The 24,493-nt window shown below is 43.6% G+C and carries 24 protein-coding genes; all 24 read left to right on the plus strand.

Annotation, left to right across the window (positions count from 1 at the left end; translation table 11 throughout):
* Positions 1-14: 14 nt before the first annotated feature.
* The 24 genes from QBE54_RS03870 (at position 15) to QBE54_RS03985 (ending at position 24,492) form a co-directional block, all read left to right on the plus strand.
* Positions 15-941, plus strand: a complete 927-nt coding sequence (locus QBE54_RS03870; RefSeq protein ID WP_369019036.1) for a carbohydrate ABC transporter permease — start codon at positions 15-17, stop codon at positions 939-941.
* A 7-nt stretch (positions 942-948) separates the two neighbouring features.
* Positions 949-1,779, plus strand: coding sequence for a carbohydrate ABC transporter permease (locus tag QBE54_RS03875; RefSeq protein ID WP_369019037.1), 831 nt, complete (start codon positions 949-951; stop codon positions 1,777-1,779).
* A 54-nt stretch (positions 1,780-1,833) separates the two neighbouring features.
* Positions 1,834-2,040, plus strand: a complete 207-nt coding sequence (locus tag QBE54_RS03880; RefSeq protein ID WP_369019038.1) for a hypothetical protein — start codon at positions 1,834-1,836, stop codon at positions 2,038-2,040.
* 2 nt (positions 2,041-2,042) lie between these two features.
* A complete protein-coding gene (locus tag QBE54_RS03885; protein ID WP_369019039.1) occupies positions 2,043-3,179 on the plus strand; it encodes an ABC transporter ATP-binding protein in 1,137 nt (378 codons plus the stop codon).
* Positions 3,176-4,282: an ABC transporter ATP-binding protein gene (locus QBE54_RS03890; protein WP_369019040.1), complete on the plus strand. Its 1,107-nt coding sequence runs from the start codon at positions 3,176-3,178 to the stop codon at positions 4,280-4,282. The genes QBE54_RS03885 and QBE54_RS03890 overlap by 4 nt, the downstream gene beginning before the upstream one ends.
* 40 nt (positions 4,283-4,322) lie before the next feature.
* On the plus strand, positions 4,323-4,700 hold the full coding sequence (locus QBE54_RS03895; protein ID WP_369019041.1) for a dimethylsulfonioproprionate lyase family protein: 378 nt from the start codon (positions 4,323-4,325) through the stop codon (positions 4,698-4,700).
* 18 nt (positions 4,701-4,718) lie between these two features.
* Positions 4,719-6,164: an aldehyde dehydrogenase gene (locus QBE54_RS03900; RefSeq protein WP_369019042.1), complete on the plus strand. Its 1,446-nt coding sequence runs from the start codon at positions 4,719-4,721 to the stop codon at positions 6,162-6,164.
* A 51-nt stretch (positions 6,165-6,215) separates the two neighbouring features.
* Positions 6,216-7,757 (plus strand): xylulokinase, encoded by a 1,542-nt coding sequence (xylB, locus tag QBE54_RS03905; RefSeq protein ID WP_369019043.1) that lies wholly within the window; start codon positions 6,216-6,218, stop codon positions 7,755-7,757.
* Positions 7,758-7,777: 20 nt separating this feature from the next.
* Positions 7,778-8,704 carry a hydroxyacid dehydrogenase gene (locus QBE54_RS03910; RefSeq protein WP_369019044.1) on the plus strand — a complete coding sequence of 309 codons (927 nt, stop codon included), beginning with the start codon at positions 7,778-7,780 and terminating at the stop codon, positions 8,702-8,704.
* A gap of 1 nt (position 8,705) precedes the next feature.
* Positions 8,706-9,605: a dihydrodipicolinate synthase family protein gene (locus QBE54_RS03915; RefSeq protein WP_369019045.1), complete on the plus strand. Its 900-nt coding sequence runs from the start codon at positions 8,706-8,708 to the stop codon at positions 9,603-9,605.
* 43 nt (positions 9,606-9,648) lie between these two features.
* On the plus strand, positions 9,649-10,608 hold the full coding sequence (locus QBE54_RS03920; RefSeq protein ID WP_369019046.1) for a sugar-binding transcriptional regulator: 960 nt from the start codon (positions 9,649-9,651) through the stop codon (positions 10,606-10,608).
* 109 nt (positions 10,609-10,717) lie between these two features.
* A complete protein-coding gene (locus QBE54_RS03925; RefSeq protein WP_369019047.1) occupies positions 10,718-11,557 on the plus strand; it encodes an HAD-IIA family hydrolase in 840 nt (279 codons plus the stop codon).
* Positions 11,524-13,113, plus strand: coding sequence for a citramalate synthase (gene cimA, locus QBE54_RS03930; RefSeq protein WP_369019048.1), 1,590 nt, complete (start codon positions 11,524-11,526; stop codon positions 13,111-13,113). Before QBE54_RS03925 ends, cimA begins: the two co-directional genes overlap by 34 nt.
* Positions 13,114-13,309: 196 nt before the next feature.
* Entirely contained in the window at positions 13,310-14,296 is a 987-nt protein-coding gene (locus QBE54_RS03935) for a hypothetical protein (RefSeq protein ID WP_369019049.1), read from the plus strand.
* A gap of 17 nt (positions 14,297-14,313) precedes the next feature.
* Positions 14,314-15,036, plus strand: coding sequence for a phosphatase (locus QBE54_RS03940; protein ID WP_369019050.1), 723 nt, complete (start codon positions 14,314-14,316; stop codon positions 15,034-15,036).
* 6 nt (positions 15,037-15,042) lie between these two features.
* Complete coding sequence (gene folD / locus QBE54_RS03945) at positions 15,043-15,909, plus strand: bifunctional methylenetetrahydrofolate dehydrogenase/methenyltetrahydrofolate cyclohydrolase FolD (protein ID WP_369019051.1); 867 nt, start codon at positions 15,043-15,045, stop codon at positions 15,907-15,909.
* Between the two features lie 18 nt (positions 15,910-15,927).
* Positions 15,928-16,422 (plus strand): metallophosphoesterase family protein, encoded by a 495-nt coding sequence (locus QBE54_RS03950; protein WP_369019052.1) that lies wholly within the window; start codon positions 15,928-15,930, stop codon positions 16,420-16,422.
* Positions 16,423-16,430: 8 nt separating this feature from the next.
* Positions 16,431-17,990: a glycoside hydrolase family 57 protein gene (locus QBE54_RS03955; RefSeq protein ID WP_369019053.1), complete on the plus strand. Its 1,560-nt coding sequence runs from the start codon at positions 16,431-16,433 to the stop codon at positions 17,988-17,990.
* A 30-nt stretch (positions 17,991-18,020) separates the two neighbouring features.
* Positions 18,021-19,286, plus strand: coding sequence for a glucose-1-phosphate adenylyltransferase (locus QBE54_RS03960; protein ID WP_369019054.1), 1,266 nt, complete (start codon positions 18,021-18,023; stop codon positions 19,284-19,286).
* The gene (locus tag QBE54_RS03965; RefSeq protein ID WP_369019055.1) at positions 19,283-20,821 is read left to right on the plus strand and encodes a hypothetical protein; all 1,539 of its coding nucleotides are present in this window, start codon (positions 19,283-19,285) and stop codon (positions 20,819-20,821) included. The genes QBE54_RS03960 and QBE54_RS03965 overlap by 4 nt, the downstream gene beginning before the upstream one ends.
* A gap of 91 nt (positions 20,822-20,912) precedes the next feature.
* Entirely contained in the window at positions 20,913-21,977 is a 1,065-nt protein-coding gene (locus tag QBE54_RS03970) for a M42 family metallopeptidase (RefSeq protein ID WP_369019056.1), read from the plus strand.
* A gap of 32 nt (positions 21,978-22,009) precedes the next feature.
* Positions 22,010-23,263, plus strand: a complete 1,254-nt coding sequence (glgD, locus tag QBE54_RS03975; protein WP_369019057.1) for a glucose-1-phosphate adenylyltransferase subunit GlgD — start codon at positions 22,010-22,012, stop codon at positions 23,261-23,263.
* Positions 23,264-23,350: 87 nt separating this feature from the next.
* Positions 23,351-23,593, plus strand: coding sequence for a hypothetical protein (locus tag QBE54_RS03980; RefSeq protein ID WP_369019058.1), 243 nt, complete (start codon positions 23,351-23,353; stop codon positions 23,591-23,593).
* Between the two features lie 2 nt (positions 23,594-23,595).
* Positions 23,596-24,492, plus strand: a complete 897-nt coding sequence (locus QBE54_RS03985; protein ID WP_369019059.1) for a peptidylprolyl isomerase — start codon at positions 23,596-23,598, stop codon at positions 24,490-24,492.
* Position 24,493 lies beyond the last annotated feature (1 nt).

Genomic DNA, 24,493 nt, shown 5'->3' on the forward strand with positions numbered 1-24,493 from the left:
TTTAAAAGGAAACAATGAGCGAGAAAGCCATTCAATCAGCCTTAGGTGGAATAGGCAGAAAGCCTACTGTGTGGGAAATACTTACCAGTGAACGTTATTTTAAATGGACTCTTTTGATTCCCCTTATTATAGTACTGGCAGTGTTTATGCTTTATCCTTTATTTTACTGCCTTTACTATTCATTTCACCAGTATGGAATGCAGGGAAACCCCATTTTCGTGGGTGCTGATAATTACCGTCAGTTGCTTCGGGATAAGTCGTTTTTGGAAGCTCTGGGACGGACTGCTAAGGTTCTGGTTATTTGTGTAGTTTCGGAACTTCTTATAGGGTTAGGGCTTGGCATGCTCTGGAGCAGAGAATTTCCTGGAGAGCGAGTAGTTAGAGGGTTGGCCCTTTTACCACTTCTTGTTGCGCCCTTAATTCTTTCTCTGCTCTGGAATTTCATGTTTGAATATGATTTTGGAGCCGTAAATATGCTTTTGAGCGCTCTTGGCTTGAATAAGGTCTACTGGTGGGCTCCAGAGAGGGCGCTATACACTATCTGTTTTATTACTATCTGGCAATGGTTTCCCTTTTCGACGTTTGTGCTGGTAGCTGGTTTAAGGAGTTTGCCTAAGGATGTTTTTGAGGCAGCGCGAGTGGATGGGGCTTCTAACTGGTATGTCTTTCGGAGATTAACTCTCCCCATGCTGAGTCCCCTAATAATGATTATCGTGGTTTTGCGAACCATGTGGCTTATTCGACTTTTTGATCCCCTTTATGGAACAACCAGAGGGGGCGTAGGCACAGAACTCCTTGATTGGATTGTCTATCGTACAGCCTTTGTGTACTTTGATATTGGCTATGGTTCTACCATGGCTATTTTTTCTTTGCTCCTTACCATAGCATTGTGTGCAGTTATGTTTAAGTTCTTGATAAGAGCACTTGGTGGAAACAGGTAAAGAGAGGGTGAGCACTTTGAAACCTTGGGGAAAATTGCTTTTCTGGTTAATTACTGTAGTGGTGCTTTTTGTAATAGTTGGCCCTTTGGTATGGATATATCTTACTGCTTTTAAATCTGCTAATGACATCTTTACTACCGATGTGCGCAAACTGGTGTTTTTTAAGCCTACCATGGAAAATTTCCATCGTTTGTTTAGTGATTATCCATTCTGGAATAACTTTCTTAACACTGTCATTGTTAGTGCTATAAGCACTATTTTGGTACTTCTTGTATCTGTCCCTGCAGCCTACAGTTTTGCCCGTTGGAACACCGGTCAGGGACATCTCTTGTTCACTACCATTTCCACCAGAATGTTTCCCGCAGTAGTAGCGGCGATTCCCTTTTTTATGATGTACCGCAAGGCAGGACTTCTTGATACGCATCTGGGATTGATTCTTCTTTACACCTACTTTAACACTTCTTTTGCCACTTTTTTGCTCTATGGCTTTTTTAAAGACATTCCCGAAGAGCTTGAATATGCGGCTATGGTTGATGGTTATAGCCGGGTGGATATTTTCCGCAAAGTAGTTTTGCCTCTTGCTCGTCCTGGGATTGTGGTAACCACGGTGTTTTGTCTCATCTGGTCCTGGAATGAGTTCCTGTATGCTTTTCTCTTTACTCGCTCTACCGCTCGAACGGTCACGGTGCTCATTTCCTCTTTCTGGGGGTCTATTGAGGTTCAGTATGGGCCAATGGCAGCAGGAGCAGCCATTGTTATCTTGCCGACTCTTTTTGTGGCCTGGTTTATGCAGCGCTATATTATTCGTGGATTGACTTTTGGAGCGGTGAAAGGTTGATACCGATGTGCATCGTTTTATTGACAGAAGAGAGCTTTAATTGAGGTGAAAGCGATGTTACTTCCACGTATGTCAACTGGAGACTGGATTTTCTGGTCAATTATCTGCTGGGCCTTTTTTAATCTTTTTTGGCTCAGATTTGTGGAAGCTTATGTTCCGCAGTGGGTAGGCGTTATCCTTGCTACGGTAGTCTCTTTATGTCTTTTCAAGTATGGTCCTCGTCCGCTTGAAGAAGAGGAGGAAGAAGAGGAGGAAGAGTGAACATGGCAGAAGTGCGACTTGAGAATGTGGTTAAGCTGTATGGGAAGAAAAAAGCCATTAGAGGAGTAAGTTTTACCTGTCACGAGGGAGAGTTTTTCTCTATTCTGGGTCCGACTGGTGCGGGCAAGACCACTATTTTGAAAATGATCGCCGGTATAGAGAAAGTTACTTCGGGAAAAATATTTTTTAACGGACGCGAAGTTAACGATCTTCCTCCTCAAGAAAGAAATGTTTCTATGGCCTTTGAAACTTATAATCTCTATCCCCATTTGACGGTTTATGAGAACATTGCCTTTCCGCTTCGGGCTCCCCGCTGGGGTCTTAAGTTATCACCACAAGAAGAACGCAAGAGAGTTCAAGAAATAGCTGATTTCCTGGGGCTTGGTGGTTTGCTTGATAGATTGCCTCAGCATTTGAGTGGTGGGCAGAAGCAAAGGGTTTCGCTGGCTCGGGCATTGGTGAGGAGGGCTGAAGTTTACCTACTTGATGAACCGATTGCTCATCTTGATGCCCGACTAAAGTTTTCCACGCAAACGCTGCTTAAAGAGCTTGCTAAAAAATACAGTAGCACTATCATTTATGTTACTCATGATTTCCGGGAGGCACTTGCTCTTTCAGATCGCATGGTGGTTTTGCGAAAAGGCTTGGTTGAGCAGGAAGGTACTCCCGAAGAAATTTACTATTATCCACAGACGGATTTTGTGGGTAGGTTGGTTGGAGACCCTCCCATGAACCTTCTGGATGGAGAAGTTTTTACGACTGGAGATAGAGCCTTTTTCAGAGTTAACGATGCCCTACAGTTAGAAATTGATAGGGAACTCTTTGAAAAAGCACAAGCGGTTGCAGACCAGATTAATGGGAAATTAATAGCTCGCTTAGGTATCCGACCTGAACACATAAGGCTTTCAGCTGAGAGAACTTCAGATAGGGCTTTCCAATTGCCTATTTATGCAATCATTCATGAAAATGAAAGTAGCATAGTTACCTTTAATATCAAGAATGTCTTCCTTTACGTGCGTACTGAAGGTTTTTGCAAGTTTCAAGAAAGTGATCGGGTGTGGTTAGAGTTTGACCCCCAGCGCATTTTCTTCTTCAAAAAGGGAGTAAAGCTTACAGGAAAAGGGGGTTCTGAGGAGTGAGCAGAGTCGAAGCGAGGAATCTCTGGAAGATATATCCTGGGGATGTAGTCGGTGTAAAAAATTTGAGTTTTGTTTGCGAAGATAAAGAATTTCTTGCTGTGTTAGGACCTTCAGGCAGTGGCAAAAGCTCCACCTTGAGAATGCTGGCTGGTCTTGAAGAAATTAGTAAAGGAGAGTTACTTTTTGATGGACGAGTGGTGAATCATCTTAGCCCTGCTGAGCGCAATGTAGCTTTGGCCTTTGAGTCTTACGCTCTCTACTATCGTCTAAGTGTTTACGAGAACATAGCTTTTCCACTTCGTGCGCGAGGTCTTAAGGGTCCCGAGGTGGACAAAAGAGTAAAAGAAATAGCAGAGTTAATGGAACTTACTCCACACCTCAAAAAACGTCCGGGTTCACTTCCTGGCGGTCTACAGCAGCGGGTTTCCCTGGCCCGAGCCCTGGTAAGAAAGCCAAACGTTACTCTGCTTGATGAGCCCATATCCCATATGGACCAACAGGTACGTCACGAGATACGCGCTCGTATTCGACATCTTCATGATGAATTGGGGCTTACTACAATTTATGTAACCCACGATCAAGCAGAAGCCATTGCTCTTTGCGACCGTATGTTGATAATTCACCAGGGAGAACTACAGCAGATTGGAACTGTGGAGGAAATTTGGAATTATCCTGCCAACAAGTTTGTGGCTTATTTTGTTGGTGAACCGGCTATGAACTTTATCCCTGCCTTGGCGAAAGGAACCAATCAAATAGTGATTCCTGGTGAAACAGAGGAATTCCTCTTTACCTTTGAAGGTGAAGTGGATCCGAAATATGTAGATTCCCAGGTGGAGTTGGGCATTCGTCCTCAGCAAATTGAAGTTTCCAGAGAAAGAAAGGTAGCTAATTCTGTTTCAGGGACGGTAAAGATACTTGAATTTCAGGGAGATAAGGTGGTACTTACTGTTTCTCTCGATGACCAGCCAAGAAGTGAGGTAAAGGCGGTGGTTGCAGCCCAGGAGCGCTATCAGGAAGGTGAAAGGGTATGGCTGTATTTCCCTCCCCCGGTGATTCACATTTTTGTTGAGGATCTCCCGATAATTCACAGGGAGAAACCATAGAGCTTTTGGGAACTAATGAACAGAGGAGGTAGATGCTGTAATGGCGTATAAGGTTAACATCAATAATGTAGAACCAGATACTTGTGATCGGTCTTTTCGGTATTTTGCGAAAGATAAAAAAGGAGAAACCCTGAGAGATACTTACTGGTTGATAGACCCGGAGAATTCCCCTTCTCAGCGCCTGAAACTGGGATATACCATTGTCTATCCTGATGGTAAAACTACTGGTCATGCTCACCCTGATCAGGAAGAAGTATATTTCATCCTGAGTGGGCGCGGAGAAATGGAAATTGAAGAAGAGCGTTTTCCCATTCAGGAAGGAGACGCCTTTTATGTTGAACCAGGTAAGTTTCATGTTACCTACAATACGGGCATTCTTCCTCTGGTTATTTTGTGGGTAACTGGTAAAGTGGATTGAGGTGGGAGGTAAGCCTTTATGATTCGAAAACTGATGATAATTAATAATCAATTCGTGGATTCGATTAACGGGGAATACCTTGAGGTTATCAACCCAGCTACTGAAGAGAAAATGGGGGAAGTTCCCAGGGCTACCAAAGAACAGGTAGAGGAAGCTGTAAAGTCTGCTCATAGAGCTTTTCAAACCTGGTCTAAACTTACTCCCTTTGATAGAGCACGTTACATGCATAAAGCTGCGGATATAATTGAACAGAAAGCTGAAGAAATTGGACGGGTGCTTACTGCTGAAGAAGGTAAACCCTTAAAGGAGGGTATAAGCGAGGTTAAAGGTTCTGCAGAGGTAATCAGATATTTTGCAGAGGGTGCGAAAAGAGTATTTGGAGAAATTATCCCCTTAAATAAAGGTAACGTTGAAAGCCTGGTTATTAAGCAACCAGCAGGTGTAGTTGCAGCTATTTCTCCCTGGAACTATCCGGTGCAGCTCCTTTCCTGGAAAGTTGGTGCGGCTCTGGCCGCAGGGTGCACGGTGGTGGCCAAACCTCCTTCGGAAACGCCAATTTCACCGTTGATGTTTTTGGAGTGCTTCGTTGAAGCGGGGCTTCCTGAAGGTGTAGTCAATGGAATTACAGGTTCTGGCTCAGTGATTGGCAAAGCACTGGTTTTGCACCCTTTGGTAAAAAAGGTGAGTTTTACAGGTTCTACTGAAGCAGGAAAGCAGGTTATGAGTTACTGTGCGGAAGGGGTAAAAAGGGTAACTCTGGAATTAGGAGGTCAGTCACCGCTTATTGTGTTCGAAGATGCGGATTTTGATGAAGCAGTCAAGGGTGCAGTACGGAGATCTTTCCGTAATATGGGACAGGTGTGCAACGCTATCAATCGGATTTACGTGCAGCGTTCCGTTTATGACAGGTTTTTAGAAGCTTTTGTCGAAGGAACCAGAAAGTTGCGAATTGGGAACGGCTTGACCGATCCGGATGTGGACCTGGGTCCAATGGTAAGTTTGAGCACTCTGGAAAAAGTTAAAGAACACGTAGAGGATGCGATAAAAAAAGGAGCCAGGTTGCTTTACGGAGGCAAAAAGCCCGAAGGAGAAGCTTTTAAGAAAGGTTATTTCTTTGAACCTACTATCTTAGCTGATACCACACATGAAATGCTAATCATGAAAGAAGAAACTTTTGGTCCAGCAGTTGGAGTGATGCCTTTCGATAGCCTTGATGAAGTAATTGATTGGGCTAATTCCACGAGATACGGTCTTGCTGCTTATGTGTATACTTCAAACATTAATATTGCTCGCAAGGTTTGTTTAGGTCTTGAGTGCGGAAACATCGGGTTAAATAATGTTGATGTGGCCACAATTTATGCTCCTTACACCGGTTGGAAGGAAAGCGGTTTTGGCACTGACCTTGGCCCGGGTGGAATAGAGTCGTATCTGGAGGTTAAGCATATTAAAGTAACCTATAAGTAAAGGACTTTCATTTCTCTGCGCAGAGAAATGAAGTTATGGAGGGCGATGAATTTGTCGAAAAAACCCTGTGTTGTGGGTATAGATATAGGGACTTCAAGTTGCAAAACTCTGGCTATCGATGAGCATGGGGAAGTAGTTGCTAGTAGTTCAGCTGAGTACCCAGTGTATACACCTTTTCCAGGCTGGTCAGAACAAGATCCTCTCGATTGGTGGAATGCGGTAAAGAGTACTTTTCGAGAAGTTGCCGCAAAAGTAAAAGAGCATGATTTTTCCATAGAGGGTATTGGCCTTACTGGCCAGATGCATGGTCTGGTGCTCCTGGATGCTCAAGGGAAAGTTTTGCGGCCTTGTATTCTCTGGAATGACCAGAGGAGCGCTCCCTTTTGCGACCAGATTCACAGCCTGGTTGGTGGGAAAGAAAAATTCATGGAGATAACCAACAATATAATGCTTCCCGGATATACTGGGGGAAAACTTTTGTGGGTTAGAGAAAACGAGCCTCAGATATTTGAAAAAGCTGATAAGTTTTTGTGTCCGAAGGATTTTATAAGGTTCATGCTAACCGGAGAGCTGGCTACTGATGTAACTGATGCTTCAGGAACTGGTCTCTTTGACGTAAAAGAAAGGAAGTGGGCTACAGAGCTTATTAAGCTTTTGGGGTTACCTTTTTCACTGTTTCCTCTTTCGGTGGAATCGCACGAGAAAACTGGAGTAGTTGCTGAGTCTGTAGCCAAAGAACTGGGAATTAATCCTGGCGTCCCAGTTTTTGGGGGTGGAGGAGATGCAGTAGTGCAGACGGTGGGTATGGGTGCAGTGGACCCCTCAGTCCTGGCAATTACTCTGGGTACTGCGGGAATAGTGGCGGCAAGCTTTAATGAATTTCGCAAAAATCCCGGAGAGACCATTCAATTCTTTTGTAATGCTATGCCAGAAAGCTGGATTGCTTATGGAACCACCCTTGCAGCGGGTGGTTCTCTGAGATGGTTTAGGGACACCTTTGCTTGGTCAGAAGATGGTGTCGCCAGGTGGCTTGGTAGGTCGAGTTACGAGCTTTTAGGTGAGGAGGCAGCTTTGGCGTCTCCTTTTGGTAGAGGACTTGTGTTTTTGCCTTATCTTATTGGAGAGCGGTGTCCTCATAACGATCCTTTTGCGCGGGGCGCCCTGGTAGGTTTTGGTCTCCACAGCTCCCGCAATGATTTTTTAAGAAGCGTTTTCGAGGGCATCGTTTATAGCCTTAAAGATGTTCTGGTTTCTATGGAGCCTTTGGGACTTAAAGTCAGTCAGATTAGGCTTGCAGGTGGTGGGGCTAGAAGTCCCCTTTTCCGCAAGCTTCACGCTACCATTTTTGGTTCTCGGGTGGTAACTGTGGAGTCTGGTGAAGAGGGGGGAAGCTATGGTGCAGCTATTATAGCTGGAGTAGGTGCTGGCATCTGGCAATCGGTAAGCGATGCTGTTCGTTGTATCAAGGTGAAAACTGAAACCGACCCTGATGAAGAAATGATTGAGGAATATGCAAAGTTTTTCGAGGTGTATCGTTCCACTTACAAAGCTCTGAAGGATATATTTAAGATGTTAAATTCGTTTCAAAAGTAGAGGAAGGAGCGCCGTTTAATATGCCAAAATGGAAGATTCTTCTGCCTCAACAAATAGACCCAGAGGCCATGGATTTGTTATTGAATAACCCTGACATAGAAGTAGTAGGTCCCTTTAAAGATCCTGCGGAAGCAAGAAGGCTGATAGAAGACGTTGATGGGGTTATTGTGAGAAGTGCTTTCCAGGTGGACGCAACGCTTCTGGATAGAGCACAGAGATTAAAGGCTATTTCCAGGGTTGGAGTAGGGCTGGATAATATCGACGTTGATTATGCTTGCAAGAAAGGCATTAAGGTACTTAACGTTGAAGGAGAAAATGCGTTGTCAGTAGCTGAACATGCCGTAGCATTGCTTTTCACCCTTGCTAAGGGTATAAATTGGTTTGACAGGGAAATTAGAAGAGGAAACTGGAAGTCTCGTTATCTTGGTAAGCCAATTGAGGTTGCCGGAAAAACAATTGGCCTTGTAGGATTTGGTGCTATAGGGAAAAAAGTTGCTGAGTTGGCTCTTTCGCTTGGGATGCAAGTTCTTTTTTACGATCCTTTCGTGGAAAAAAGTGAGAGTGGGGCTAAGAAGGTTTGCGTGCTCGAAGAACTACTTAAGGGAAGCGATTTTGTTTCTCTACATCTTCCCCTTACTGAAGAGACAAGAAAGATGATTGGGGAAAGAGAACTGCGTTGTATGCAGCCTCATGCTTTTTTGATTAACGTAGCTCGCGGTGCTATTGTGGATGAGAAAGCTCTTTACAGAGCCCTGAAAGAAGGATGGATTGCTGGTGCTGCAATAGATGTTTTTGAAGAAGAACCACCATCACTGGATAATCCCCTTCTGAAGCTTGAGAATGTGGTTTTGACGCCTCATGTTGCTGGTCTTACCAAGGAGTGTACCCGGCGGGTTGCTGTTAAAGCAGTGGAAAATCTGATTGCTGCTTTGAAAGGGAGTGATTGAATTGTCTTTGGAAATCAAAAATAAGCTTTCGGGGGTTTTTGCCCCTATAGTAACTCCTTTCGATGAGAAAGGGGAAATCGTCTTTGATGCTTTACAGAGAAACATTGCCAAGCTTAATGAAACTCCATTAAGGGGATATTTTGTTCTGGGTACCAATGGTGAGTTTAGAAGTCTAACCTTTGAAGAGAAACTAAAAATTGTAGAGCTTGTAAAAAAGGAGACCTCAGGCAAAGGTAAAATAGTGATTGCTGGGGCAAGCTGTGAGTCGACTTTTGAAAGTGTAAAGTTAGCCAAAGAGCTATGCAATTTGGATGTTGACTTTATAAGTCTCATGCCTCCTTCTTTCTTTGCTAAGCGCATGACAGATGAAACGTTGGTTGGCTATTTTACCGAAGTTGCAGAAGCGATCGACAAGCCGGTTCTCCTTTATAACAACCCCTCAGTGGCCAATGGTCTGTGCCTTTCCACGAAGGTTATCGCTAAGGTAAGTGAACATCCTAATATTTTTGGAATAAAGGACACTTCCAAGGGGAATTACGATTCTTACCTTTTGTCTACCCAGGGTAAGGATTTCTGGGTTTTAGCTGGTTCGGCCAGCTTTTTCTTCCCGGCTGTAATACTTGGTGGTGTGGGAGGGGTTTTATCACTGGCCAACGTGTTTCCAGATTTGTGCTGTCAGCTTTACGAACTTGCCGTTAAGAAGGATCTTGAAGCGGGGATTAGCCTGCATCGTAAGATTATGAAGTTAAATAGTCTGGTTTCAGGGAGTTTTGGTGTAGCTGGTGTGAAGGCTGCTATGGATAAGTTTGGGTTTGAGGGCCTTTATCCTCGTCGTCCTCTTCTGCCCTTGTCAAAAGAGGAGGCAAATAACTTGCAGGAAGCTATCCAGAAGGTTCTTTAACCTGATTGTTCATCATATTTTTAACAAGCGAGGTAGGGATCATTTGAAAAGAAAAGCCCGGTTTGATGAGCTGGAAACAATGGTTAAGGCTGCTGAACTGTATTATATCTCAGGCCTTAACCAGGGCGAAATAGCCAAGATTTTGGGGGTATCTCGCCAAAAAGCTTTTCGTTTGATCAAAAAAGCCCGAGAACTGGGCTTGGTCGAGATAAAGATAAGGAGACCGGCGGAAGCCGATCAGGCACTGGCTCAGAAGATTAAGGAAAAATATTCTCTCGAAGATGTGGTGGTGGCCAGGGTTTATAGCGAAGTTCCCGAAAATGTTGTTAAAGCAATTGCCCAAGCTGGGGCTGATTATATAAAAGGGAAACTGGTACCTTATATTAGCGTTGGAGTAGCTTATGGAAGGACTCTTTATGAAGTCATCCGTTATTTGCCGAGGTTGGAGCTTCCAGGGGTGAAAGTGGTCCAAATGATGGGAGCATACGGGGGGGTAAAGTGGAAGACCCTGGCCATCGAGCTTTTGAAAAGCCTTGCTGACAAGTTGGGTGGAGAGGCTATTTATCTTTTTGCCCCTGCTTTTGCAGGAAATAGTGCGATAAGGGAGGCCTTTTTGAAAGAAGTAGGAGTGCGAGAAACTCTCAGAATGGCAGAAGAAGTAGATGTTGCGCTGGTGGGTATAGGAGGAATACGAAGTGAGACCAGCCTTCTTATAGAGACGGGAGACCTGGAGGAGGAAGAGATTAGGGAGCTCACTGAGAAGGGAGCAGTGGGAGGAATATGTGGTAACTTCTTTGATATCAGAGGATGTTTGCTTGATGTCTCTTTCAATGCAAGGAGGATTTCAGTGAGACTTGAACGATTAAAGGAGGGAAACAGAAAAGTTATAGCTATTGCTGGTGGTAAGGAAAAAAAAGAAGCCATTCTTGGTGCCCTGAGGGGACAGTGGATAACCACATTGGTGACTGATGAAGCCACAGGTAGGTGGCTTTTGGAGCATTAATACCTGCTTTTTAACTTCTGAATTTATCTCTTCTTTTTGCCACAAAGCTGGAATAATGTATTATAATACTTTGACCTGGATTTCATTTTAGTTGGAGGATTTAGCGGTTATGGATTCGCTTTATAAGTTGAAGAATTTTATCTTTGACCTTGATGGTGTTCTGTATCTTCTTGATAGACCCCTCACCGAAAACATTAGCTTTGTTAATTTTCTTAAGGAGGAAGGCTATAGGGTAATTTTTCTTTCTAACAACACCTTTTTGACCAGAGAAAAGTATGCTGAAAAACTCCAGAAAATGGGTGTCAATGCTTCCCCAAAAGAGGTTTTCAGTTCGGCTTTTGTTACCGCAAAGTATCTGGAGCAAAATTTTCCTCAGAGCAGAGTTTATATAATAGGAGAAGAAGGCCTTCGTGAAGAAATAAAACGCTGTGGCTTGAGAGTGGTTGCTGGTAACACCAGGGATAGGGTAGACTTTGTCGTGGTAGGAATGGACCGAAAATTCAGTTTCTCAAAGATGAGTTCTGCCCTGCGTTTTTTAACCAAAGGCGCTCGCCTGATAGGAACCAATCCCGATCCTACGTATCCTACTGATAAGGGTCTTCTTCCAGGTTGTGGTGCTATGGTTGCTGCTATTGAGACCTGCTCTGGGCAAGAAGCGTTGATAGTGGGAAAGCCCTCTCCACTTATAATGGATTTTGTGCTCAGTGTTACTGGATTCAAGAAAGAAGAAACAGTGCTTATTGGTGATCGCCTGGATACCGATATTGTTCTGGGCAAAAGGTTTGACCTTTTTTCGGTTCTGGTGTTGACAGGGGTGACCACCAGGGAGGACTTAAAAAATGCAGAATGCAAGCCTGATCTGGTGGTAGAAAATCTCCTGGAGTTCAAAGATTTACTTCTGGAAGGTGGTGCCTTGTGCAGAGGATCGAAGTTTATGACACTACCCTGAGGGATGGTTCGCAGGGTGAGGGAATTAACTTTTCGGTTTACGATAAGCTTCAAATAGCGAAAAAGCTTGATGAACTTGGCATTCATTATATCGAGGGTGGATGGCCTGGTTCTAACCCTAAAGATGCTTCTTTTTTTAGGGAAGTCAAAAAGCTTTCTTTCAAGAGGGCAAAAGTAAGTGCTTTTGGAAGCACTCGGCGGGCCGATGTGAAAGTTGAAGAAGATAGAAATGTGAGATTGCTTCTTGAAGCTGAGACGCCAGCAGTTGCTATCTTTGGTAAGTCCTGGACGTTGCATGTACAGGAGGCACTGAAAACCACGCTCGAAGAAAATCTCAGGATGATAGATGATACAGTAAGCTATCTTGCAGGCAAAGGTGTTGAAGTGCTTTACGATGCTGAGCACTTTTTTGATGGATTCAAAGATGACCCGGATTATGCGCTTAAGACTTTAAAAGTAGCTTGGGAAGCTGGTGCTCGAGTATTAGTTCTTTGTGACACTAATGGGGGTACTCTTCCTTTTGAAGTGGAGGAAATTATCGATAGGGTATGGGATTACTTTAATGGTTCTCGAGATGTTGTTCTGGGAATTCATGCCCACAATGATAGTGGGGTGGCGGTTGCAAATACCTTGGTTGCAGTGAGAAAAGGGGTGTCTCATGTTCAGGGCACTATTAACGGTTTGGGAGAGCGCTGTGGCAACGCTAACCTGTGTTCAGTATTGCCTAATTTGCAGTTGAAAATGGGTTATTGCCCTCTGAATGAAGAGGACTTAAAAAAATTAACTGAGGTTGCTCACTTTGTTTATGAAATAGCGAATTTGAGACCCAATGATTACGATCCTTATGTCGGCAGGAGTGCTTTCGCCCATAAAGGTGGTATTCACGCCAGTGCAATGCTACGGAACCCGAGAACCTATGAACATGTTCCTCCGGAGAGCGTTGGCAATCGTCGCAAAATTCTGGTTTCAGAGCAGGCGGGAAGAAGCAACATAGTCCACAGAGCCAAAGAAATGGGCATCGAGATAGACCCCCGAGACCCTCGACTTTTCGAACTGGTTCAGAAAATAAAAGAAGCCGAAAATTATGGTTACCAGTACGAAGGAGCAGATGCTTCATTTGAAATCCTTTTGAGGAATACCCTTGGTGAAAACATCGACCTTTTTAGCCTGAAGGGCTTTCGAGTTATTGTGGAAAAACGCGAGGAAGGGGAAACCATTACTGAAGCTACTGTAAAGATTGATATTGAGAACGAGGTAGCTCATACTGTAGCTGAAGGAGACGGACCAGTGCATGCTCTCGATAATGCTTTAAGGAAGGCTTTGAAGCCATACTTCCCTGACCTCGAGAGAATTAAACTTACTGATTATAAAGTGCGAGTTTTGAGCGAGAAAGAGGGTACTGCTGCTAAGATACGGGTGCTTATCCAAACCACAGATGGAGAAAAGGAATGGGGTACAGTGGGTGTTTCGACCAATATTATTGAGGCAAGCTGGAATGCATTAATCGACAGCATCAAATATGGTTTATGGAAGACCATTAATCAAAAGAAGCACTGAAAAGGGTAGCGTAACAATCTGGGGTAGTGATTCTTATCCTTGGAAGAAAAAAGTTGAAAAAGCAGATGTTATCGCCTTCCAAAGGGTTCATCCTACTTCTCTTTTAGAAAGAAGAGAAAATCTCGAACCACTGTTTAATTTTTGCAAAGTGATTAGTGAAGGTTTTGATCGCGTTTTCTTTTGTACCAGGAGAGAAGTGAGTGGGTGGGTCAGGAATCTTTTGGAATTAAAAGCTTCGTCCCTTACGGGACGCTTTCTCTTGTTTGATGAGACACAAGAAGAACTGATATTTCAAATCCGAGAAGAACTCAGTGATGAACCAATTTTACTGGTTTTTTTGGGGCGAAAAAACGACGAACTCGATTTGCTACCTCTTGTTTTTTTCTTTGATGAGTGGAAGAAGGCTTTTGTTGGTAGAGAACGTGGTGTCTTTGCAGAAATAGCGCGTTCGATGTTTTGCCCCTTTTTCCCTGTCAGGCTGGAACAGGGTTCTTTTTGGCATTACAGTGAGCTGGTGTATGTTCCTCTTTGCTGTGCTGGGTTAAAAACAGGTGTACACGACTTGGAGGAAGGTTTTTGGTGGCTGCAGGAAGTAGGGAAGGAAGCGGCCATTTTCTGTGCTTTAGCCTTTCATTCCTTTCTGAAAAATGGCTACCAGGTATTCTTTGTAACAGAAGATAGTTTTTCCTTTAACCTGGCAAATGGATTTAGGTCGGTTTTTGAAAGGATTAGCCAGGGGGAATACGACCTTTTTCTCCGGGTTAGTGATGTGCAGCAATTTGGCGAAACCTTTCTGGAAGCGGTAGATAGGAATGACAAATGTTTGGTGTTTTTCATACAAAGGAGAAACAAAAACTCCAGGGTCGACTTGCAGGTGAAGTTCCCGACTGAATTTAGGGATTCCGTTTTTTGGGAAACTGCTTTTTCTCCTCTTCATCGTAAAACCTATCGCAGGATTAAGAGTGCACTGTTTGACTCTCTGGAAGAGCTTCTTTCTGAAAAGCGTATTCCCTGTGTTTATTTGTCTGTAGAAGGAGAGCTCTTCTTTAGCGCTGGAGTTCTGGGTTCTTTTCTGCAAAGTCTTGCCTGTTATCTGGGTTTCTTAAATGGTGTTAACCTTTTGGAAGAAGTGTATCCGTCTTTTTTACACCGCAGTTTTTGGCAAAATCTTCAGGGCGGCTAACGAAGGAGTGATTATAGATGCATATTGTTGGAGACTTGCATGTTCACACCCTGGCAAGTGGACATGCTTACAGTACAGTTTTGGAGAATGTCCAAGTTGCCAAAAGGAAAGGTTTAAAAATCTTGGGAATCGCCGATCATGGTCCCAGCATGCCGGGGGGACCAGATCCCCTTTACTTTGAAGCAAGGGGGCATTTCCCGCGGGAAGTGAACGGTTGTAAAATCTTTTTTGGAGTCGAGGTGGATATTCTCGATTTTGAAGGTAATCTGGACCTTGAGGAAAGGGTTTTAAGAAAGGTCGATTATGTGATAGCGGCTTTTCATCCCCAGGTTTTTAAGGGGGGCAATCGGGAGGACAATACGGAAGCCCTCTTGAGGGTGTTGAAGAACCCTTTGGTCAACATAATAGCACATCCAGGTAACCCTCGTTATCCTTTGGATTACGAAAGGATTGTTGAGGAAGCGGTTTCCAATGATAAAATAATAGAGATTAACAACAGTTCTTTTTCGGTAAGTAGGAAAGGAAGTTTGGAAAATTGCCGGTTAATTGCTGTTGAGGTGATGAAGAGAGGAGGCACCATCATTCTTTCCAGCGATGCTCATTTTTGCGAGGAAGTTGGAGATTTTAGCTTTGCACTGGCTATGCTGAAAGAAATTGGTTTTCCGGAGGAGAAGGTCGTCAATGCTGATTTGGGAAGGCTCGAAGCTTTTCTTGAAAAGTCTATAAAAGCTAGGAGGTAAACGAAATTGGGTGCGGTTATACTGGATGGCAAGAAAGTGGCTCGGGAAATCAAAGAACAAGTTAAGAGTAAGGTCGAGGAGCTGGTCAAAAGAGGGATAACTCCTGGCTTAGCAGTTATTCTGGTAGGTGATAATCCAGCCAGTCAGGTTTACGTTCGCAATAAAGAAAAAACCTGTCACCAGCTGGGCATTGTTTCCTTAAGATACGATTTGCCAAAAGAAACCACCGAAGAAGAACTTTTAAAGCTTATTGAGGAGCTCAACGCTAATCAAAATGTTCATGGTATACTGGTTCAGCTTCCTCTTCCTGCTCATATTGACGAGCGTAGAGTTTTGTACAGCATTTCTCCCAACAAGGATGTTGACGGTTTTCACCCTTATAACCTGGGCAGGCTCCTGATTGGTGACCCTCTGTTTTTACCCTGTACTCCTTGGGGTGTGCAGGAACTTCTTTTGAGATATGGGATAGATTTTGAAGGGAAAAACGTGGTTATTGTTGGAAGAAGTAACATTGTGGGAAAACCCCTGGCCATGATGCTGGTCCAGAAAGCAAAAGGTGCTAATGCCACGGTCTCTATATGTCATACCAGAACAAAAAATTTGCACGAGTATACTTTGCTTGCCGATATCCTGGTTGCTGCCTGTGGTGTTCCCCGTATGGTTAAAGGGAATATGGTGAAAGAGGGAGCTGTTGTAGTTGATGTAGGTATCAACAGGGTTGACGGGGGCCTGGTTGGGGATGTTGATTTTGAGGAAGTGAGCAAAGTTGCTTCTTACATTACTCCTGTTCCTGGAGGAGTAGGGCCTATGACCATAGCTATGCTCATGGCCAACACGGTTAAGGCAGCAGAAAACCTGTTTCAGCATGGGTAAACTTCAATTTTGAAAGCCATGAGGATTATAGTCATCTCTGATACGCATATCCCAGAGCGGGCAAAGGAGCTACCTCCACAGTTGATTTCGGCTTTAAAAGAGGCTTCATTGATTGTTCATGCTGGAGATATTTGTGAGTACTGGGTTGTAGAAGAGCTGCGCTCTTTTGCTCCTATTTTTGCTGTGCAGGGTAATATGGATAGAGCCGATGTGAAAGCCAAGCTTAAAAAGGAAGAAGTTTTTGAGGTGGCTGGGCAAAGGATAGGGCTGATTCATGGTTGGGGTCCACCCTGGGGGATAGAGGAACGGGTTGGCAAGGTGTTCGAAAGTGCATCCCTTGATGTGATTATCTTTGGGCATACCCACCAGCCTCTTAAGAAAATGATAGGAGGCGTACTTTATTTTAACCCGGGGAGTCCAACCGATACCGTTTTTGCTCCCTATTTTTCTTATGGTGTGATCGATATTGCTGATGGAATGATTCAAAAAGCTGAGATAGTTCGTTTTGAATGAGGTGAATGATGAATAACAAGCGGCTTTTGGTGAATATCATATGGCATATGCATCAGCCCTTCTACTGGAATGAAGATCGGGGTCATTTTGTTTTTCCTTGGGTCAGGACTCACCTTGTGAAAGATTATCTTTTTATGCCTCGCTTGTTGAGTAAATTTCCAGGGGTTAAGGTTACATTTAATTTTTCACCCGTTTTGCTTGAGCAGATAGGCATGTATGCCGAAGGCAAAAAAGATCAAGTTCTGGAACTTATGGAGTTTGAAGCCCAAAGATTGGATGAAAGTGTTAAGGAAGCGATTTTAAAAACCTTTTTCCTGGTTGCTTCCGAGAGAGTTGCTCAGGATTTGCCCCGTTTTGTGGAGCTCAGGAACAAGGCGAAAGAAGGAATAGATTTTTCTGAGCAAGATTTTCTGGATTTACAGGTTCTTTACCAGCTCTTGTGGTTTGATCCTTTCATTCGTAAAGAATACCCTCAGCTTTCCATTCTTTACGAAAAAGGTCGCAACTATACTGAAGAGGACAAAGGAGTAATTTTAAGAGTTACTGAAGAGTACGCTCGAAAATTCGCCCTGCCTTATTTTGAGCTTCTTGATAGCAATCAGATTGAAATCAGCGTTTCTCCTTTTTACCATCCGATACTACCGCTTTTGTACGATAGCAATTTAGCTTTGGAAACAGCACCTCAAATTGGTTTGCCCGCTGTTTCTTTCACTTATCCAGAAGATGCTTTTGCTCAGGTTCGTATGGCAGTGGATTTTTGTCGTCTTTTCTGGCGAAGAGAACCCAGCGGAATGTGGCCTTCCGAGGGTGCAGTGAGTGAAAAAATAATCCCTATTTTTTCTCAAAACGGAATTCGTTGGGTGGCTACTGGAGAGGAGATTTTGTTTTTCTCTTTGAACGAAGAATGTAGGCGCAATGAAGCAGGTGTGCCTATACCCCCGGGGAAACTTTATACTCCCTATTTGATAGGAGAAAAGGGCCAGGAAGTTGCCATCTTTTTTAGAGATCGGTTGCTTTCGGACTTGATAGGTTTTGAGTACCATAAAATGCCCTATCAACGAGCGGTTGAGGACCTTATATCTCGTTTACACAGGATAAAAGATGCTCTTCCTGGAGATAGGGAATATGTGGTAAGCATAATTTTGGATGGAGAAAATGCCTGGGAGTTTTATGAGCAAAATGGTCTTCCTTTTCTTTCTTTGCTTTATGAAAGGCTGAGCTCTGAAGAAGGTTTAGCAACCGTTACCCCCCAGGAATATCTTTCCCGCCAGACATCTTTACCCCGCTTAAAAAAACTGGTTTCCGGGTCCTGGATTTATGGGAAGCTCACCACCTGGATTGGTCATCCAGAGAAAAACCGCGCTTGGGAGGAACTGGCTGAGGTAAGAAGTCTTTTTGCCAGCAAAGAGGTTTGTGCTCGGGATAAAGAAAAAGCCTTGCGATTTATTTACCGTGCAGAGGGAAGTGATTGGTTCTGGTGGCTTGGTGAAGACAATCCCTCGCCCCAAAAAGCTGACTTTTTAAATCAATTCCATTATCTTCTAAACAAGGCAAAAGAATTGCTTTAGTTGTCAAATGCCTTTTAAAGGGGTGATTGGATGCCCTCAATAGAAACACTGGCGATGATTCTTGCGGGTGGTGAGGGGAGAAGGTTGGATGTGCTTTCTGAGAAAAGAGCCAAGCCTGCTGTTCCCTTTGGTGGCAAGTACCGTATTATTGATTTCTGTCTGAGCAACTGTGTTAATTCAGGTATTTATTACGTGGGAGTGCTCACCCAGTATAATCCTCGCTCACTTCATGAGCACATAAAAATAGGGAAAGCCTGGGATTTGGACAGAATCAAGGGAGGAGTTTTTATTCTTCAACCTTACATAAGCGACGAGCGAACCAACTGGTATCGGGGTACTGCTGATGCTATATATCAGAATTTGCGTTTCATAAGAGATATCAATCCGGGGCTGGTGTTGATTCTTTCTGGTGATCATATTTATAAAATGGATTATCGCAAAATGATCAAATTTCATCTGGAAAGAGAGGCAGAAGTTACGATTTCTGCCATAGAAGTCCCTTGGGAAGAAGCTTCGCGCTTTGGAATTATGGAAGTAAATGAAGAGGGAAGAGTTATTGGTTTTGAAGAAAAACCCCGTTTTCCTGCGAGCAATCTGGCCAGTATGGGTATTTATGTTTTTAGCAGGGATATATTGGAAGAAGAAGTAAAAAAGGAAGCAATGAGAGAAGGCACCTCTTATGATTTTGGCAAAGATGTTATACCTCGGCTGATTACTCGCAATCGGGTCTTTGCCTATCGTTTTGAAGAATACTGGAAAGATGTAGGAACCCTTACTGCTTTTTGGGAAGCCAATATGGAGCTTCTTCAAGCCGATCCTCCTTTGAATTTGCGGGATGACGACTGGCCCATTTATACTCCTTTAGAGGACAGGCCTCCGGTAAAGCTTGGAAGAACTGCGGTGGTAGAAAACAGCATCATTGGCAGTGGTTCCGTTATTAACGGGATAGTTGAACATTCGGTAATCTTTGGTGGTGTTTATGTTGCAGAGGGTGCGCGAGTAGTTGATTCAATCGTAATGAATGATTCTAAAATTGGAGAAAACAGTTTTTTGGATCGGGTCATTATTGATAAACAGGTGATTGTGGAGCGCGAAGTGTATCTTGGGAAGGAGGACGAGACATGGGAGGGCGAGAGCATAACTGTGGTGGGCAAGAACTGCCATATACCTTCCGGCACGGTTATAGGAAAGGGGTGTCGTATTGGTCCTGATCTTGCAGTTGATGACTTTCATAGTCTTTTGATTAAGAGTGGAACTGTTTTAAAAAAACCTGGCTATTCGGAGGGGTTAAAGTGAAAAAATATCTTTTGTTGCTTCTGATTTTGGCACTGGTGTTCTGGTGTGCAGCACTGGCAATTGCCCAACCTTTTGAATTTGTAGTTTCTCAAAGTGAAGTTGAACAGGTGGACTTTCTGGAAATTTCTCCTCTGGTTTATATCCAGCCTGATAAAGGCGACTTTGGGAGTTACTATCGTGGTGAAACAATAGTCCTCTACTATGAAGCTCGGATTAATGGCTATGTGAGCATTTTTGACTATTTACCCGATGGTAGAGCAAAGCTCTTGAAAAATAACGAATATGTTACTGCCGGTTCCCAGAGAATGTTGAGGGGGCAAGCTGGTGAAGAAGTGGGATTGGAACGCTTTCTCATACTCCTTTCTGCACGGCCTGTTCCGGATCGTATTCTGATTGAGGCAATGCGGAAACCTTCAAAAGCAAAAGATTTAATTACTACTCGTTTTTACCTCAACCGCTGCAGGGTTCAGATTCTGGGTGAGTATAGAAAAACACCTGCTTTTCTGAGTTTTAGTTCTATCCCTGAGAAAGTACCCTCCAAAGGTCGTTCTTCAATCCGGGTGTTGCTTCGTGACCAGAACGGTAACCCCCTGGTAGGTAGAAGAATCCAGTGGGAAACGAGTGACGGGAAGCTCGAAAACTACCAGACTGTTACCAATGTTTTTGGGGAAAGTGAAAACCTGTTCTATGCCCCCTCCACCTATGAAGAAGCCCCGGTTACTATAAAAGCTACCTTTGAGGGAGACACGTTGTACGATTATTCCAGCGTCGAGGTTCAGGTTTGGGTGACTCCTGAAAGTTTGAAAACGGTTTTGAACCTTTCTCCAAGTAGTTTCAGATTGTCTTCTGGTGAGTATCTCGATTTCACTGCAGAACTTCAAGATTTGCGCGGTAAGCCAGTTTCTGGAAGAAGTATTCGCTGGGAAGCTAACCAAGGAAACTGGGAAAAGCCAATCACTTATACGGATTCGAACGGGAAAACAACCAACCGCTGGTTTGCTCCCCAGGTCGTAGAAGGAGATCTAAGCGTGGTTTTGAAAGCTGCTTTTCCCGGAGCTTTGCAGTTTTTGCCTTCAGAAGGGTTTGCGTATGGGATAGTTTCAGGAATGACAATTTCTTATTCTGGGCCAGGTTTCTACTTTCTGGATTTCAGCTCTGGTAAGCCCCAGACTAACTTTGGAGACCTTGTGTATCGGGGCAACATAAAGGAAGGTTCAAGTATCAACCCGGTTTCGGTGTTGGCAGTATCTGGTAGAGATTTTGTGGAGACCACTTTTGAGGTTGCTCAACCTTTACAAGGTGTTGGTTTGTGTCTCTGGAGCAAAGCTCAGGGAAAGGTTTCTTTACGGATTTTTGTAAATGACCAGCTTGTTTTTTCGGGTCCCATTCCCGAAGGTGTTCTTTCTCCCCTGGATTATCAGTCAGTTTATATTACTCAATCCCTGAGGATGGGCAAAAATCGTCTCAGGATAGAAGTGGAGAGTGAAGGTCAAGATGCATTTTTGCTGTTGCAACGCTTGATGATTTTGCTATAACTGGAGAGGTTCTTCCAGGCTAAGGTAATGTTTTAAATTAATTAACGATTTAGATTAAAGTTAATTTTGAAGACCAAAGGAGGTCTCAAATGTGGAGGAAGAAAGGATCCGATTTTTTAGAATGCTTATTGATACTCCAAGTCCTTCTGGTTTTGAGGAGCAGGTTCAACAGCTTTTTTTAGAACGAGTTAAAGACGCGGTTGACCTGACTTATAAGGACGTTCATGGCAATGCTTTTGGAGTTATTAATCCTGACTGTGAACATAAGCTTATGCTTGCCGGCCACTGTGATGAAGTTGGCTTGATGGTTAGTTACATTGATAAAGAGGGATATGTGTACTTTTCCACGGTTGGCGGGATCGATCCTCAGATTACTCAGGGGATGCCGGTGGTTATTCACACTGCGAAAGGGCCGGTATCTGGTGTTATTGGAAAAAAGCCAATTCATTTGCTTGAAGAGAAAGAGCGGCAGAAAGTTGCTCGTATTGAAGAACAGTGGATTGATATTGGAGCTAAAGACGGGGAAGAAGCAAGGAGTATGGTCCAAATAGGTGACCCGATAACTTTTGATATTGCTTCGCGCTGTTTGGCTGGTGAACGAATCACTGGAAAAGGCATTGATGACAAAGTAGGAGTTTTTGTGGTTTGTGAAGTTTTACGGGAGCTGGGAAGGGAAAAACAAAGCCTGGCCTTTGGTGTTTATGGAGTGAGCACTGTGCAAGAAGAATTGGGGTTGAGAGGTGCTAAGACCAGTGCTTTTGGTATTAATCCCAAAATTGGCATAGCCATAGATGTTACTTTTGCTTCCGATTGCCCAAACATTGATAAAAAGAAAGTTGGCGATATAAGTCTTGGTAAAGGCCCAGTTCTTGCCAGGGGGCCCAACATCAATAGTAAGTTGTGGATGAGAATGAAAAATGTTGCTGAAGAGAATAACATCCCCTATCAGGTTCAGGCAGAGGCCAGAGCTACTGGTACGGATGCAAACGTTATCCAGACTACAAGAAGTGGAGTGGTTACTGCGCTTTTGAGTATTCCAAACCGCTATATGCACACTCCCTCTGAGATTGTCGATATGCAGGATGTTGAAAATGCAATTCGCCTTCTGGTGCTTTTTATCAAGAGCTTGAAGGCGGAAGAGGATTGGATTCCTTAAACAAAGGATAGGATTTTGAGGAGCTGATCGATTTGTCTTTTCGCTATGCCATGATTTTGGCAGGAGGCAAGGGAGACCGTCTGGATGTTCTTTCTGTAGAACGTGCCAAAGCTGCTGTTCCTTTTGGTGGATGTTATCGGTTGATCGATTTTTCCTTGAGTAATTGCGTGAACTCTGGAATTTATGATATAGGCGTGCTTACTCAATACCAGCCACAATCTTTGATTGAACACATTGGGGCAGGACGACCCTGGGATCTTGATAGAAAAAGAGGGGGAGTTGAATTTTTAGCTCCCTATCTAAGTCGAAGTGTTGGTGGCTGGTATCGTGGTACTGGTGATGCGCTCTTTCAAAATCTTAATGTTATCCTGCGCAAAAAAGTACCCCACCTTCTGGTTCTTTCTGGAGACCATGTTTACATGATGAACTACAACCCTCTTTTTAATTATCACGTGGAAAGAGGAGCAGATATTACACTTGTGGTCACTGAGGTTAAACCAGAAGATGCTCCCCGCTTTGGAATTGTTGAAGTGGATTATGATAACTGGATATTGAACTTTGAGGAAAAACCGGCGGCACCGAAGACCAATGTAGCTTTTATGGGTATTTATGCCTTTCGAACCGAGTTTTTGGTGGAACAGTTGATAAAAAATAATCAGGAAAACAAATTTGATCTGGTAGAAAATGTGATAATAGAGAATTTGGGAAAGGCCAAGATACAGGCTTTTTTTTACACAGGATGCTGGTGGGATGTGGGCACTGTCAAGGCCTATTGGGAAGCAAACATGCAGCTTTTGGAACCTGTACCCTGTTTTAACCTTTATGACCCCGAGTGGGTGATATATACCAATCGGCCTATCTCACCTCCTGCTCAAATTTGCAAGAAAGCGAAAGTTACAGAGAGCATTATTGGCGAGGGGGCTTTGATAAAAGGAGAGGTGATTCATTCAGTGATTTTTCCAGGAGTGGTGATAGAGGAGGGAGCAAGGGTGGTGGATTCTATAGTCTTCAATAATACCCGAATAGAAAGAGGCAGTGAGGTTAACCTTAGTATTTTAGATAAGAATGTTGTCGTTGGAGAAGAGGCAAAGATTGGTTTTGGGGAAGACTTTACACCCAACATGCTTAGACCCGACCTTCTTGATTGGGGTGTCAACCTGGTTGGGAAAGGAACACGTATCCCACCTCGAACCATTATCTGTCGCAACTGCATTGTTGGCATAGGACTCGGTTTTGAAAGTTTTAAGGGGGTCGATTTTTTAAAGAGTGGAAGTGCTTTTCTCTGATTGTTGAGGTTTTTGTTTCGCTTTTTTTCTGATAAAATGCTCTTAAAGATGTTTACGGAGTGAGGTAGAAAATTGATTCTCGGCCTTTTGCTTAGCATACTTGTCCTGTATGGTCTTCTCCTCTTCTGGATTATTAATGAGCGAGTGAAAGAAGTTTCTTTGCAAACCAAGAAGGTCAGAGAGGAGATTCGAGAGGTGAATGAGAAGCTTGATGGATTACAGAAAGCGCTGGGAAAAGGAGGTGAACTTTCGGTAGATTCTGCAAGTTTTTCCTTTGAAATGCTTGATGCATCTGAAGATAGAAAAACAATCAAAAGAGAGGAGACATAAACATGGGATCCAGATTGACAAAGTTGTTTCTGATGGGGACTTTGCTTTTGCTTTGTTTGGTAATTTTGGTTTCTTTCGGTTATGCACAGGAAGAAACGTCAGGAGAAAGGGTAATTATTGCTCAGGTGAATGGGGAGCCCGTTTACCTGGACGAAATTAAGGAAATTTGGGATAGCTTGCCTCAAGAGTACAAAGCCCAGTTTCCTGGAGGCCTAAAGGATTTGCTGGAGCAGTGGATTCGCCAGATACTTCTGGTGCAGGAAGCTCAAAAAGAGGGACTTGCAGAAGACCCCGAGGTTGCAAAGAAGATTGAAAACCTTAAGAAACAAATCCTTATTCAGGAGCTAATCCAGAGGAAAATAGTGGATGCAGTGAAGGTAACTGACGAAGAGATAGAAAATGAATACACTGCTCATCCTGAACTTTATACAGAACCGGAGAAGGTTAAAGCAAAACATATTATGGTCTCAAGCGAACAACAGGCGCAAGAAGTGTTAAACGAACTCAGATCTGGTAAGCCCTTTGAAGAAGTTGCCAGAGAGAGATCCGAATCTCCCGATGCTTCCAATGGTGGTGATATGGGTTACGTAGAGAGAGGAGACTTAAGTGAAGAAATTGAGAAGGTGATTTTTGAGCTTGCACCTGGTAACTTTAGTGACGTGATTAAAACCGACTATGGTTTCCACATTTTTATGGTTGAAGAGCATGTGCCTCCTCGCTTGAAGGAAATTGACGAAGTCAAAGAAGAGATTACCGCGCGTTTGCTCCCTAAAAAACAGCAGGAAGCTTTTGAAGAGTTGATTCGGGAACTTAAAAAATCTTCCGAGATAGTTATTTTTGAAGAAAATATTCCCACTTCTGATAATGGTTCTTCGCCAGAGGAAGGAGCAACTGAATAAC

It is taken from the genome of Thermatribacter velox, assembly GCF_038396615.1.
GTDB classification, from domain to species: domain Bacteria; phylum Atribacterota; class Atribacteria; order Atribacterales; family Thermatribacteraceae; genus Thermatribacter; species Thermatribacter velox.

What these genes read in the sequence shown, in the direction of transcription:
- QBE54_RS03870 (WP_369019036.1), top strand. Translation starts at nt 15, where the DNA reads ATGAGCGAGAAAGCCATTCAATCAGCCTTAGGTGGAATAGGCAGAAAG.
- QBE54_RS03880 (WP_369019038.1), top strand. Translation starts at nt 1,834, where the DNA reads ATGTTACTTCCACGTATGTCAACTGGAGACTGGATTTTCTGGTCAATT.
- QBE54_RS03885 (WP_369019039.1), top strand. Translation starts at nt 2,043, where the DNA reads ATGGCAGAAGTGCGACTTGAGAATGTGGTTAAGCTGTATGGGAAGAAA.
- QBE54_RS03895 (WP_369019041.1), top strand. Translation starts at nt 4,323, where the DNA reads ATGGCGTATAAGGTTAACATCAATAATGTAGAACCAGATACTTGTGAT.
- QBE54_RS03900 (WP_369019042.1), top strand. Translation starts at nt 4,719, where the DNA reads ATGATTCGAAAACTGATGATAATTAATAATCAATTCGTGGATTCGATT.
- QBE54_RS03910 (WP_369019044.1), top strand. Translation starts at nt 7,778, where the DNA reads ATGCCAAAATGGAAGATTCTTCTGCCTCAACAAATAGACCCAGAGGCC.
- QBE54_RS03925 (WP_369019047.1), top strand. Translation starts at nt 10,718, where the DNA reads ATGGATTCGCTTTATAAGTTGAAGAATTTTATCTTTGACCTTGATGGT.
- QBE54_RS03940 (WP_369019050.1), top strand. Translation starts at nt 14,314, where the DNA reads ATGCATATTGTTGGAGACTTGCATGTTCACACCCTGGCAAGTGGACAT.
- QBE54_RS03950 (WP_369019052.1), top strand. Translation starts at nt 15,928, where the DNA reads ATGAGGATTATAGTCATCTCTGATACGCATATCCCAGAGCGGGCAAAG.
- QBE54_RS03955 (WP_369019053.1), top strand. Translation starts at nt 16,431, where the DNA reads ATGAATAACAAGCGGCTTTTGGTGAATATCATATGGCATATGCATCAG.
- QBE54_RS03960 (WP_369019054.1), top strand. Translation starts at nt 18,021, where the DNA reads ATGCCCTCAATAGAAACACTGGCGATGATTCTTGCGGGTGGTGAGGGG.
- QBE54_RS03985 (WP_369019059.1), top strand. Translation starts at nt 23,596, where the DNA reads ATGGGATCCAGATTGACAAAGTTGTTTCTGATGGGGACTTTGCTTTTG.